General features: G+C 36.5%; 13 protein-coding genes. 3 read left to right on the forward strand and 10 right to left on the reverse strand.

Annotation, left to right across the window (positions count from 1 at the left end; all coding sequences use genetic code 11):
- Positions 1–119: 119 nt before the first annotated feature.
- Both CUC15_RS14370 and CUC15_RS14375 read left to right on the forward strand, forming a co-directional pair.
- On the forward strand, positions 120–1064 hold the full coding sequence (locus CUC15_RS14370; protein WP_114917319.1) for an LCP family glycopolymer transferase: 945 nt from the start codon (positions 120–122) through the stop codon (positions 1062–1064).
- Between the two features lie 172 nt (positions 1065–1236).
- The gene (locus CUC15_RS14375) at positions 1237–3246 is read left to right on the forward strand and encodes a penicillin-binding transpeptidase domain-containing protein (protein ID WP_114917320.1); all 2010 of its coding nucleotides are present in this window, start codon (positions 1237–1239) and stop codon (positions 3244–3246) included.
- 309 nt (positions 3247–3555) lie between these two features.
- Here CUC15_RS14375 and CUC15_RS14380 read toward each other — a convergent pair whose 3' ends face one another.
- The 8 genes from CUC15_RS14380 to CUC15_RS14415 form a co-directional block, all read right to left on the reverse strand.
- Entirely contained in the window at positions 3556–4374 is an 819-nt protein-coding gene (locus tag CUC15_RS14380) for an energy-coupling factor ABC transporter ATP-binding protein (protein WP_162800327.1), read from the reverse strand.
- Entirely contained in the window at positions 4374–5213 is an 840-nt protein-coding gene (locus CUC15_RS14385; RefSeq protein WP_114917322.1) for an energy-coupling factor ABC transporter ATP-binding protein, read from the reverse strand. The genes CUC15_RS14380 and CUC15_RS14385 overlap by 1 nt, the downstream gene beginning before the upstream one ends.
- A complete protein-coding gene (locus CUC15_RS14390; RefSeq protein WP_114917323.1) occupies positions 5210–5977 on the reverse strand; it encodes an energy-coupling factor transporter transmembrane component T family protein in 768 nt (255 codons plus the stop codon). Before CUC15_RS14390 ends, CUC15_RS14385 begins: the two co-directional genes overlap by 4 nt.
- 78 nt (positions 5978–6055) lie before the next feature.
- Positions 6056–6658: an ECF transporter S component gene (locus tag CUC15_RS14395; protein WP_114917324.1), complete on the reverse strand. Its 603-nt coding sequence runs from the start codon at positions 6656–6658 to the stop codon at positions 6056–6058.
- Between the two features lie 289 nt (positions 6659–6947).
- Positions 6948–7394 (reverse strand): hypothetical protein, encoded by a 447-nt coding sequence (locus tag CUC15_RS14400; protein WP_114917325.1) that lies wholly within the window; start codon positions 7392–7394, stop codon positions 6948–6950.
- 142 nt (positions 7395–7536) lie between these two features.
- Positions 7537–8574 (reverse strand): hypothetical protein, encoded by a 1038-nt coding sequence (locus CUC15_RS14405; protein ID WP_114917326.1) that lies wholly within the window; start codon positions 8572–8574, stop codon positions 7537–7539.
- 541 nt (positions 8575–9115) lie between these two features.
- The gene (locus CUC15_RS14410; protein WP_114917327.1) at positions 9116–9298 is read right to left on the reverse strand and encodes a cold-shock protein; all 183 of its coding nucleotides are present in this window, start codon (positions 9296–9298) and stop codon (positions 9116–9118) included.
- Positions 9299–9384: 86 nt separating this feature from the next.
- Entirely contained in the window at positions 9385–10269 is an 885-nt protein-coding gene (locus CUC15_RS14415; protein ID WP_114917328.1) for a LysR family transcriptional regulator, read from the reverse strand.
- Positions 10270–10404: 135 nt separating this feature from the next.
- Here CUC15_RS14415 and CUC15_RS14420 point away from each other — a divergent pair, with 135 nt between their 5' ends.
- Positions 10405–11418 (forward strand): YeiH family protein, encoded by a 1014-nt coding sequence (locus CUC15_RS14420; protein ID WP_114917329.1) that lies wholly within the window; start codon positions 10405–10407, stop codon positions 11416–11418.
- A gap of 139 nt (positions 11419–11557) precedes the next feature.
- Here the strand turns inward: CUC15_RS14420 and CUC15_RS14425 are convergent, their stop codons facing one another.
- Together CUC15_RS14425 and CUC15_RS14430 are read right to left on the reverse strand one after the other, a co-directional pair.
- Positions 11558–12289 (reverse strand): Cof-type HAD-IIB family hydrolase, encoded by a 732-nt coding sequence (locus tag CUC15_RS14425; protein ID WP_114917330.1) that lies wholly within the window; start codon positions 12287–12289, stop codon positions 11558–11560.
- A 97-nt stretch (positions 12290–12386) separates the two neighbouring features.
- A complete protein-coding gene (locus tag CUC15_RS14430) occupies positions 12387–13565 on the reverse strand; it encodes an MDR family MFS transporter (RefSeq protein WP_114917331.1) in 1179 nt (392 codons plus the stop codon).
- Positions 13566–13630: the final 65 nt, after the last annotated feature.

A 13630-nucleotide genomic window follows, 5' to 3' on the forward strand; every position in this document is an offset into this window, starting at 1 on the left:
TTCTCATTATTAGATAGACTATTGCTCCTAATTCCGCTATAATTTATCCAGGTTAGCTAATTTTATCCGTATTTCGTCCTATTTTTTCAGACGATTAGTAAACATAGAGGAGAATTCATGTGGTTTCTAGAGCAGAAAAAAGACATAATAAGAAAAAACGCAAATGGCCTTACTGGGTCGGGGGAATTATACTTGCCATACTTTTAATTGGTGTAGGTTTCGCCGTATACATTTGGAATGAACTTGGAAATACAATTGAGACGATGCACAGCCCACTATCAAGAGATGATGATCCCGAACGACAAAAGGAAATTGAAACGATTTTCAAAGATACGGAATCAGTAAACGCACTGCTTCTTGGCGTTGATGAACGCTCGGGCGATAGAGGACGTTCTGATACAATGATTCTGCTTTCATTAAATCCAAAAACAAATTCAATGACGATGCTGAGTATTCCAAGAGATACGTATGTAAATATTCCAGGTCGTGGCATGGATAAGATTAATCATGCTTATGCATTCGGTGGTACGGAGTTATCCGTTCAAACGGTAGAAGAAGCATTTAATCTCCCTGTCCATGTGTATGCACGAGTTAATATGGAAGGTTTCCAGCAAGGGATTGACGCCTTAGGTGGAGTTACAGTAAATAATAGTCTCGCATTTTCTCAAGGTGGTTCAACCTTCCCTGAAGGTGAAATTCGATTAAACGGTAAAGAAGCGCTGGATTATATCCGTATGCGTAAAGGAGACCCACGAGGTGACTTAGGTAGAAATGAACGTCAAAGAAACGTAATTACTGCCGCAATGAAAGAAGGAGCAAACTTCAGCAGTATTACTAAAATTGGTGAAATACTTAACATATTAGGTGGAAATGTTCAAACAGACCTGGATATGGAAAAGATACAAACTTTATTCTCTAGCTACCGTAACACTGGCAGTAAGGTTACAACTTTAGAAATTAACGGTAGTGGTCAAACGATGAATGGCGTTTGGTATTATGTTGTACCAGATTCAGAATTTAACAGAATCCATGATGAAGTAACGGCACATATGGAAGCAAACTAAATCATAGCCAAATTAGACAGTCACACTATTTAACATTATGGTGTGACTGTTTTTGTACAAAGCCTAGTGATATGGGAAAACTCTTCAATACTAAGCTGGTCTAGCATATCCAAATCATTTTATTATTATAAGAAAATGATATAATAAACTGGACAAGATTGGGGGTAATTAGATGAAAAAAATGCTCGTTTTATTTATTTTCATGTCATTCGTTTTAGTTGCATGTTCGGAAGACCAAGTAACACCTAATGAACGATTCGAAGCATATGTAACAAATTGGAATGAGCTTGAAATAGAAAAATTATATGACTTCTTCTCAGCTGATACAAAGGAGGCTTTTCCTGCTGAACAATCGGTGGAGCGTCAACAAAAGATTTACGATGATCTTCAAGTTTCAGAAATAGAAGTGTCCTATGAAGCACTGGGGAAAGAAAGTCTCAAGACAGCCATGGAGGAAGGGAAAGCTACTTTACCATTTACAGTTAAAATGGAAACCTTTGCGGGACCAATATCATTTGATTATGAGGCTGTCCTTGTTCGAGAGGGTGAAGAAGAAAAACAAAATTGGTTTGTTCAATGGGATTCAGGGTATATTTTTCCCGAGCTAAAAGATGGTGGAGAGATTAATTTTCACACGACGACACCTGTTCGCGGGGAAATCCTTGATCGAAATCAAATGCCACTAGCTTTAAATGATGTCGTTTACGAAGTTGGGATAGTCCCTGAAAAACTCGGGGATAACCCAGAGGCAAATAAGGAAAAAATCGCGACTGCATTAAACATCTCTGTCGATTCGATTGACACCGCTTTAAGTGCAGGATGGGTTCAACCAAATTTATTTGTGCCAATTAAAAAAATCTATGATAAAGAAATGTTAAGCAAATTATGGCAAATAGATGGAATTAGCAGCCAAGAGGTTTCTGGTCGTGTCTACCCCGCTGGGGAAGCTGCCGCACATTTAGTTGGTTATATTGGACAAATCACCGCAGAGGAACTGGAGAAACAAGAACCTGGCGTATACGGTGCAAATGATGTAATCGGCAAACGAGGATTAGAGCAATTATATGAAAAGCGCCTTAAAGGAGAACCAGGAATTCAAGTCACGATTTCTAAAGAAAATGAAGATGAAGTTATTCTAGTAGAGAAGGCTGTTAAGAATGGAGAGAATATTTCCGTCACTATCGATATTAACATTCAGGAAAAAATTTATGCAAACTATGATGGGGATTCTGGTACCTCTGCAGCGATTAATCCGAAAACGGGAGAAACATTAGCATTAGTAAGCAGTCCTTCTTTCGATCCGAATGAGATTCTATATGGCACAACTAGCAATATATGGGAAACATTACAAAATGACCCGATGAATCCTTTATTAAATCGTTTCTCTGCAACTTATGCGCCAGGGTCTGTTATTAAACCAGTAACTGCTAGCATCGGCTTGCAAAATGGCACGATTGTACCAGATGAAGGAATTGAAATTGATGGTTTAACATGGAGCAATGGTTCAGGATGGGGAGATTACGAGGTGCGAAGAGTTTCCCCTTCCAATGGACCAGTTGATTTACGTGACTCGCTTGTTCGTTCTGATAATATCTATTACGCGATGAAGGCAGTGGAAATGGGAACCAATGCATTTATCACTGGAATGGAGCAATTCGGATTCGGTGAAGCATTACCTTATGAATATCCAATTACCGCTTCATCCATATCCTCAACTGGAACGATGGAGGATGAGGTTCAGCTAGCGAATTCTAGCTATGGACAAGGGCAATTAGAAGTGAGTTCACTTCATATCGCTACTGCCTATACAACGTTTTTGAATGGCGGAAATATGATAAAACCAACCTTGCTTTCTACTGAAGAAACTGGGCAAGTATGGCAGGAAGGATTAATTACAGCTGATCAAGCGACAGTTATTCAAGAAGCATTACGAGCAGTAGTTACTGAATCTAATGGGACAGCACATAAAGCAAATGATGCGGACTTTGCGATTGCTGGGAAAACTGGAACAGCTGAGCTCAAGCTAACAAGTGAACAAGGCGGTGCGGAGAACAGCTGGTTCGTTGCCTATCCGTCTGATTCGCAAGAGATATTAATCGCGATGATGATTGAAGAAACGCAGGAAAAAGGCAGCAGTTATATCGTTGAAAAAATGGCTGATCTTTTAATGGAAATAAAGTGAGTGAACACAATGCACAAAAGCGAAACTGACCATTTGTGCGATGTACAGAATGCGCCCGATTTTTGGGATAGTTCGACAAGTCGAATATTCCTTCGTTAGAGAAAAAGGAAACACCAAGCAAATAGGCTAGTGCAAAAATGTTTAGACTAAGAAAAATCCGAACTATGATTCAAAATTCTTCAGTAAGAATTTGAATTAGTTCGGATTTTTCTTTGATTCACTCATAAAGTTGAGCGTTATTTTAGTTATGTGCCAGCCTCTTTTACCCAAAGAGATTACGCTTCTTCTATTGCTAATGCGTTTGCTAACTTACTGAAGTGTAGCATGTTGTATTTTTAACCAATCGATTAATTCCCTTTCATTTAAAAATACCTGTTCTGCTCCAAGTTCTCTGCCAATTCGTGTCACATGTGGCTGTTCTAAATAAGCTTCTTTTAATAATTCCACTTCAGCAAATACTTCTCTCGACTCACCATCCAATAGAATCTGCCCTTCTTTCATTACAATAATCCGTTCGAATACCTCAGCAGCAAAGTCCATGTCATGGATAATCGATAGAACTAACTTTCCTTCTTGGCGTAATCGATTGATTATCGCTTTTATTCTCTCTTTCCCTTGATAATCTTGACCCATTGTCGGTTCATCAAAAATAACAATTGGCATATCCATCGCAAGGATTGATGCAATACTAATCATCTTTCGCTCGTATAAACTTAAATCATAGGGATTCACTTGTTCCAATCCTTTTAAACCTACCGCTTCTAGTGCTAAATCTGCCTGAATACTTGCCTCTTTCTCAGTAAAGCCAATCATTAATGGACCATATTTAACTTCATCAATTACATTGCTTTTAAATATCTGATCGTTTGGATTTTGAAATACTAGACCAATTTGATTTGCTAGTTTCGCTGCTGTTATCTCCTTCGTATTGGTAGCATTTATTAAAACATCACCTTTTACCGGTTTTAATAATCCTTTAAATAACTTTACTAAAGTTGTCTTTCCAGCTCCATTTTGGCCAATTATCGCTGTGGATTTCTCCTTAAAATGGAGATTAATCCCCTTTAATATTTCCTGGTCTGGATGATAACCAAAATGGAGTCCACGCACATTAATTTCTGCCATCATTAATCACCTACATTCCAGAGTTGCTTTAGGTCATTCAATGTTATTGGATAAAACTCTGCCTTATTTTTCAACTTTAAGGCTTTAGCAATTCTGGCATAAACCGGTGGAGCAATACCATACTCTAGAATATCATCCCGGGAAAATACTTCCTCAGGGGAACCATAAGCTATCTGTTTCCCTTTATGTAACAATAAAATCTTTGAGGCATATTCTGCGAGTTTCTCCAATTTATGTTCCGCCATTATGATAGTAATTCCGGATTCTGCGAGTTTTGCTATAACCTGAAAAACTTCGTCAGACCCCTGTGGATCTAGCTGTGATGTTGGTTCATCGAAGACGATTACATCTGGTTTCATTGCGAGTACACTAGCGATTGCGACTCGTTGCATTTGTCCACCAGACAAATCATAGGGATTTTTATTTTGCAAATGCTCAATATCCATCAATCGTAAACTTTTATCTATTCGAATACGCATTTCTTCACGTTCTACTCCAGAATTCTCTAATCCAAAGGCGATTTCTTCATATACTGTCGTTTTCGAACCTGTCATTTGTGAGAATGGCTGATCAAATACGAGTCCCGTTTTTCTAGTCACATCACTAATTTCACTCTGTTTAACATCTAAATTATCAATTAAGACAGTACCGCCATATGCCCCCTTAAAGAAATGAGGAACAAGCCCTGTTAATGCATAACAAAGGGTTGATTTTCCAGCAGTATTCTCACCGACAATTCCAATAAACGCTCCTTTTTCCACTTCAAAGCTTAGATTATCCAGTACCAATCTATCCATATCTGGATAACGATATTTCAGACCTTCTACACGAATTTTGCTCATCCAACAATCCTCCAAACAATTACGGCAATCAATAAAGCTAAAAGTCCACATCTGATAAATTTTGGATAGAAATACGATTTTTCTTCATTTATAAAAGTCTTCTTCCCTTTTGAACTAAACCCTCTTACTTCAAGGGCAATCGCTCTTTCCTTCGTCATGTTTAACGAACTTAGCACAACAGGACCAATTAATGGAAAGAATGCTTTTATTCTTATCATTAGGCTTCCTTCCGTTTCCATCCCGCGTGAACGCTGTGCATCAGTGATCTTTCCTAAGGTTGCACGCATTTGTGGAATAAGCTGAAATACAGAAAGAAATACGTAGCTGATCTTAGGCGACATTCCTTGCTTCATTAAGGATTCCATTAAATCGTCAGGTTTAGTTGTCAAAATAAGCACACCAAATGCAGCAAGCATATTAAACACACGTAATGTAATTAAGAATGCTAAAGTAAGTCCCTCTTGATAAAAAATAATCGATCCAATCGTTAGCAACGGCGTTTCATTCGTTGGATGGGTTAACCCTTGGACGACAATGATTGATAACAAAAGCGTAAAACTAATTGCTAATAATGGGACGATTTTTCTTAACACCCGGCCAACCATTAACAATAAGATGCTTATTAATAAAACGAAGCATGTAATCGGAATAGACGAAAATAAATATGTAATAAAAATAGACACAAAAGCAAATAACAACTTCGATATTGGATCAATTTGATCGATGTATGATTTCTTATGCGCATATAAATGAATCGGTTCCAAAAAGATTACCTCCTTTCAAACGAATTCGCTGACAAATTCCGTGAGAAGCAGGAGTTTCCCACGGAATTTCGGCTGAATTTATAATTTCTCTATTTCATTATTATTATTAAATAAACGAATTAAGTTTTTTGGCAGGCTTCTGTAAATCAAATAACCAATAAGTACGGTAATTACTTTATCCGGAACATCGACAACAACACTGTCACCAAATGAGGCAACCCATTGTGGCATTCCAATACTTTCTAAATAAAGGTAAAAGGCATCTCCCCAAACATTGCCAGTTGTCCCTTCCCAGAACATTATATTTAATGGTGTTGACACAATAGCAGCGAGTAATCCGACAACCAAACCAATTATAATTGCTTTACTGATGGAAGCAATCCACCCTTTATGAGCCATAATCCCTACCCCTAAGCCGATAACAACACTTGTAATTGCATAGACAAACGAAATTGGGCTTAGCGTAAATCCATAGATGATATTATTTATGAGTCCAGTAAATGCACCAATCAATGGTCCAGCAAGCATACTAGAAATCACTGTACCAATTGAATCAAGCCATAATGGCAGCTTTAATATCTCGATAACAACCTTTCCGAGATAATTAATCGCAACTGCAATTGGAATTAACGCAATAACAATAGTAGAAATATTTAACGAGCCCATTCCTTTATTTTTCATGTTCCTAACCTCCCCCTTTTAAAAAAACAACTAAATACTTGTGAACCAATTCACATTAAAAACTAATATGCTAACACTTCTACCCTTATAATCCCCCTTTGCAATATTCATTATATATATAATATCTAAATTTTTATAACTTTACTAGAAAAATACTTTATAATTAAAAATGGAGAAAGCATCCAACGATCTGCTCCCTCCATTTACGATTTATAATCTGGATAAAGACACTTTTTTTCTGCATGAAACACAAAAGCCTTTCTGTTCAATTAAGAATATAGAACAATTTTTATAATAATTTTACCAATTCATTAAATATCACTTCATCCCGCTCATCCAATGCACGGTCAATCATTCGCCTTACGTTTAATTTTTCAAGTTCAGCAATAATTAAAGCGGTTTCATTTTCCTGTTTAACCTTATCGATGTTAACTTCTTGTTTGAAATAATAAGATTCGGCAATGGAATCAAGCTGTTTTTGGAAATCAGGGAGTGTCATTAACTTGGCCATGGTGACATAGACAACATCTTTCTCATTTTGGAAAGCAAACCTTGCATCAATGTTTTCTACCTTCTTCGTTTTACGATTGATCTTAATTTCATTCGCTTCGACGGGTATAAATTGATAAACCTTTTCTTCCATGACAATTGAAAAATACTGATACGCAAGCATAATGCGAACATAATTTTCATCTGCTTTAATGTAATATGGTTTAAGCATTTTTACGGTTACCATCCAATCCACCACCCTTTTTATGAAAATTATCTATTTTAATTTTCAGTTAATTCATTTTACATGATATTAATAAAAATTACAAGAGGGAAATTTTATTAATATAAAAAGACAGATCCAATAATTAGGATCTACCCTTTGATTACTATAGTATCTCTTCGTTAATAATTACCATTATTTGGTTAATATCTCTATTTGTAAAAGAATATTGATGTTCAATTTTCTCTAAATATTCTCCCGCTTCTGTTAGATTATTAATGCCTTTTCTCATAAAAGATTTATAATGTTCGTTTATCTCGTTAATTTGTGTCGCATATTTTTCATCTGTTCCTGGTGTCACTGTTTCTTCATATAAGTCGAGGATGATTTCACCCTTCCTATTTGGGAAAAATTCATGTGGATCCGTACTATCAAATATACAGAAATTCAAGTCACGAACTAGCACCATATCTAAACTGTTTGGATCAAAACTACAATGATATAACTCAACATCAAATCCTTTTTCCAGGCAGGCGTTCGCGATTTTTTTCATAAAGGTCGATTTTCCTGTTCCCGCTCTCCCTTTGATATAGTAAACATTCTTTATATCACTCGTTAAATGTGGAACCTCATTGACAACCCCATCTGCAGTATTCGTGCCAAACATACGACGATAGACATTTGCTTGCCGATTGTTGGTTGAGCTATTTTGTAAAATGTTTTCGATGAGCTCTTGCGCTAATTGGTCTGCACGTTTGAAATTCATTTCTTTAATGTAAATTGCTTCTAGGTCATCATGGATTTTTAGACCTGTTTTGAAATTGTCATGCGCAGCTTGCGTGAATGTATGGAATTTTTCTTTTGCTTGATCTATGGATGTATTATTTGGAATGGATACATTTATATCTATTTCAACTGTATTTTTTAATTCTGGAATTGCAATATCATCAATAATAAATGCAATCGATTTTTCTCTAATAATTACTCCATCTAGGTATCTTGCTCCTAAAGGACTTTTTAATATTTCTAATTTTGAATTGGCTTCATGGGTACTAATTAGTTTTTTTAATACTGCCGTTTTTAAAGAATTTGACTGATGTTTTAAAATAAAAATTTGTCTAAGATGTTCAAGGTTTGATGGCAAATAATTTTTTAAACCTTCTGCAGTATTTCCTGTGACGTAATAATATTGTTTTTCAGGCATTAAGACACATCCTTTTATTGGGCTATTTATATATTATGTATTTGCCCGATATATAGTGATTAATAAGTGAAAAGGTTTTTTTCGTTCGCCGTTTGATAAATGATAAAATGAAGTTGATTTAAACTGTAAAGAAGTGACATTTGTGTCTTCGAATGTTAGTGGGTTTGTCATTCTTTTATTTTCTAGATTCTCCTCTATCTTCAGCGGAAGAAATACACGAAGACTCCTGCGGGAAGAAGAGCCTAGGTGAGACTTCGAAGTGCGACAGCACAAGAAGGCTCACCAGCTCCCCTAAGGTGCGCTCCGTGTAGCGATGGCCAAGGAAGCAAATACCATCCTAAGTTAGTTCGCAGTTTATTTTGAAAGCAAACTAATATCCATGCTCTACTTGACAATTTAGTTCTGCAATATTAAGTTAAATCATTAAAATAATCATCCTACCTGTACTTTATTTTGCCAAAAAAATATGGCGCCTAGAGGCACCATCGGAAAGAATAATATAAAAATATATAGCTTTAATCTGTACTTGGAGATCCTAAATCTATCTCATTTCTGGCAGTACGCGTACTTCATGTTCCATTGATGATTGACATAGTGGGCATGATGGTTCTTCTTCAAAACTGTATGATTCTCTCATCCAGCCTTGACACTCATCACTTGTACATGACCACACATTTGTTTCGATTTCTGGAACTGGCTCTTTTGGCCCGCGAGAAAATGACATGAAAGCATCCCCTTTCTTACTTCTACTTCTATTATACTCTTCTTTTGCTTACAATGTAAGGGCATCAAAAATTCGAAGACTTTTTACTATTCCAATCGGTTACTTTTTACTAATGTTTCAAATGTTTGTAATGCTTTCGGATGGAACTCTTGGTGATTTTTAATAATGAAAAAATCACGTTGAATTGGTGTTCCCTCAACCTCAAGTTTATGAATGGTATGTAGTTGTAATTCTTTGTCTAACGTTAGTTCGGAGAGCATGCTTATACCCAGCCCAGATTCAACCCCTTCTTTTATTGTTTGCGTACTACCTAATATTATGACACGTTTGGGATGAATATGATTTTTTCTGAAAAAAACCTCTAGCACCTCTCTTGTTCCAGACCCTTGCTCACGAATAATCCACGTTTCGTTCTCTAATTCTTCCCTAGAAAGGATTACCTCTCTCTCTAAGGATTGCCGACCACCTTTAATGATATACATTTTATCTATTGAAAACTTCTCAGACAAAATCTGTGGATGCGTGAAATGTCCTTCAATTAATCCAATGTCAATCTCATGGTGAATTAACTTTTTGCCGATTTCTTCCGTATTACCGATCGATACGGCTGGGATAATCTTAGGAAATTCTATTTGCAATTTCGCCAGTATTTTGGGTAAAAGATACTCGCCAATCGTGTAGCTTGCACCAATTTTCAATTGCCCGCTGGGACTATTTTTTATATCGGAGACAAGCAGTTTCATTTGATCATAATTTCTTAATATATCTTTAGCGTATTGATAGACAATTTTACCTGCTCGATTTACTTGTACGAACTTATTGCTTCGCTCCAATAACCGAACACCAAATTCCTTTTCTAAAGCAGCAATATATTGACTCACAGCCGGCTGTGACATGTATAAAACTTCTGCGGCCCTTGAAAAGCTTTTCTTTTCAACCACTTCTAGAAAAACCTTTAAATGATGTTCCATAAAGCATACTCCTTAATTCTGTGTATTATAAAGATATCTTATCATAACGATAATAAATATTTATTTTTCTTATCATAAAACAGAACTTATAATTAGGTATTACTTCAACTGTATTGATTAGAAAGGAAAACATCTATGAATAAAACAAAATATATCCACCAAAAAGGACTCTTTGCCGGTATGTGTTTTACATTTCTTTTTGCAATTGCTGGTTATTCTTTATCCTTTGTTCCCGGCTTTGACAGACTAGGTCCACTAGCAAGTGCGATACTTCTCGCTATCATTTTTCGTCAGATTTTTGGCTATCCAGAGTTATTCCGAAAAGGTATTACATTTTCATCAAAATATTTATTGCGCTTTGCAATCATTTTATATGGATTAAAGTTAAATATAGACGTCATCTTACAGGAAGGTGTCGATTTATTAGTAAAAGGATTGGTAATAATTGTCCTCGCTATTTCTCTAACATTAATCTTTGCAAAGCTATTTAAAGCGAATACAAACATTTCTTTATTATTGGGGATTGGCACAGGGGTTTGTGGTGCAGCGGCGATTGCGGCAACAGCACCAATTATTAAGTCTAAAGACGAGGACACTGCAATAAGCGTGGGTATCATAGCGTTAGTCGGAACAATTTTCTCGATTATTTACGCATTAATATTGCCATTCCTGCCTATATCTAACGATCAATACGGCATATGGTCAGGGCTTAGCCTTCATGAATTAGCACATGTTGCTTTAGCTGCCGAACCAGCCGGTGAGGAAGCTTTAGCCATTGCTTTATTAGCAAAGCTTGGTAGAGTGTTCCTGCTTGTACCACTTTGTTTTATATTAATATTATGGGTGAAGAATAGAAAAAACGTGGATAATGGAAATCGTTCACAAGTCACATTTCCGTGGTTTCTGATAGGATTCATTGGCATGAGTTTATTTGGAAGCTATGTGTTAGGTAGACATATCCCTATGTCACAAAATCTAATGGACGGAATAAGCCTTATTACAACGTTTATCTTAACATCAGCGATGGTTGGACTCGGATTAAATGTTAGCTTGAAGGATGTAAAGGAAAAGGCATTACGCCCATTACTCGCAATGCTCATAACTTCAGTCATTGTGTCCGTATTGATGTTTTGGATAGCCGGAATTTGATGAGATGGGAGTTAGTTAGGGTTGGGTAAAAATTGTAATGAGCACTCACCGTTTTGGTTGAGTGCTCAGTTATATATTATTGGTCCACTATGTTAGTATAGAAAACAACAGCTCCACCTAACGTAGGTGGAGCTCTAAATTATAGTACAAATTTCTCTATTGCTTTAGCAACACCATCATCGTTATTTGAATCCGTGACAAAGTTTGCTACCTTTTTAATAGCTTCCTGTGCATTGCCCATTGCGACGCCTATTCCTGCCTCTTGAATCATTTTAATATCGTTCAAGCTATCCCCAACTGCCATGACATTATCCATCTTAATGCCAATCTTTTCACATAGAAAATGCAATGCCATCGCTTTACTTACTCCAGGTGGGTTTACTTCTACGTTTGTTGGCAATGAATTTGTTAGTTCTAACCCTTCATAATGCGAAATTTCTTTAATCATTTTATCAAGCTTTTCTTGATCAGTTGACTCACATCCGAACTTAAGCCACTTGTAATCGTAGAAATTCTCTGGAGCTTCGTTGCGGAATACCCCTTCAGTAGAGATCACCCACATGTTTACACCTACTTCTAAGCCTAAATGATAGAGCTTTTCAATCGTTGCTGTATCATGTAAATGTTGATCTAGCAATTCTTTATTTACCGTCCAAATTTCCCCACCATTTGCAGTAATGAGATAGGATGTTAATTTCAATTGTTCTGCATATGGATAGCAAGCTCTAAACCCACGTCCCGTACTTAAGACTACATGTATATCTTTTGCGAGAGCATTTCTAATCGCCTCTTCCGTTCGAGTTGACACCTCATGATTCGTGTTTAATAATGTTCCATCCATATCCAATGCAATCAATTTGATATCTGCCATGATAAAACCCCTTATCTTGATTATTTTTTAGAAAACTAAGATTTAGCCAATCCTTTAGGCGACATCCTTCGATGCAGTTATGCAAGTCAAAAAAGTTTTATGCTTTCTTATCTGCAACGCTTGATGTTCGATCATAAAGCTTCGTCGTCATAAATGGAATAAATAAAATTACGATTAAAATATAAAATAAGAGTTCAATATTATAAAGATCGACAATAAATCCACCGACGACAGGACCAATCATCCTCCCTGCTGCACCAATACTGTTCACAAGGCCCTGGTAGAATCCTTTTCTTCCCTTTGGTGCCAGATCATTTGCCAGTGTTGGAAATGCTGGCCACATCAGTACTTCCCCCATTGTTAATATTATCATCGCAATTGCAAACATCGTGAAATCAGCAGCAAACATAGCGATTAAATAGGAGCCTATCATGATTACTAGCCCGATATAAATGTGAACCCTTGGAGAAGTTATCTTCTCTGTTACCCATTTTACCAAAGGTTGAGAAAAAACGATAAGGAAACCATTTATTGCCCAAAGGGAGCTATATTGTTCGAGTGGGATGCCAATGTCCTGTGTATGGGAAGCAATCGTGGACTGCCACTGGCTGTAAGCTATCCAAGTAATTAGAAAACCGCTGCATAATATTAACAAGGAATAAAATGCACTCTTATCTTTAATTTTCCTGCTTTGTTCAATAACCGATGTATGCATTTGTGGATTTTGTGATTGATCCATTTCTTTAAATGTAAATAATACAATAAAGAAGAAGACGATAAACAATATTGCATTTGCCCAGAAAATATAATCGAAGGAGATACTAGCTACATATCCTCCTAATGTCGCACCAAGAGCAACCCCTAAATTTTGCGCAACATATATTGCATTAAAGGCCCGGCGACCACCTTCTGGCCAAACTGAACCAGCCATAGCCATAATCACCGGCCAAGTAATCCCGTTTCCAAATCCTATTAAAATTAGAAATATAGTGTATGGAACAACACTATGAAAAAGTGAAATACCAATCGTTGCGAGCGTTGCTAATAAGGTTCCATAAAGTACAGTTTTATACGCACTATACCGATCAAATAATGCGCCACCGAGTAAATTTCCAGCAATGTTTGCTGCCGTATTAAACATTAAAATGAACCCAGCAAAAGCCAAACTTTTACCAAGCTCATTATGCATATAGATTGTATTTAATGGCCATAGAAAAGAGCCACCAGTTACATTTATCGTCGTTGCTATTACTAATAGCCAAATCTGCTTTGGCATTTACATCAACTCTCTTTTACCTTAAGTTCTACTAATTATTCCGATTAGAAAAGACACGGTCTCTT

The sequence above is a fragment of the Oceanobacillus zhaokaii genome (genome assembly GCF_003352005.1).
Lineage (GTDB): Bacteria > Bacillota > Bacilli > Bacillales > Amphibacillaceae > Oceanobacillus > Oceanobacillus zhaokaii.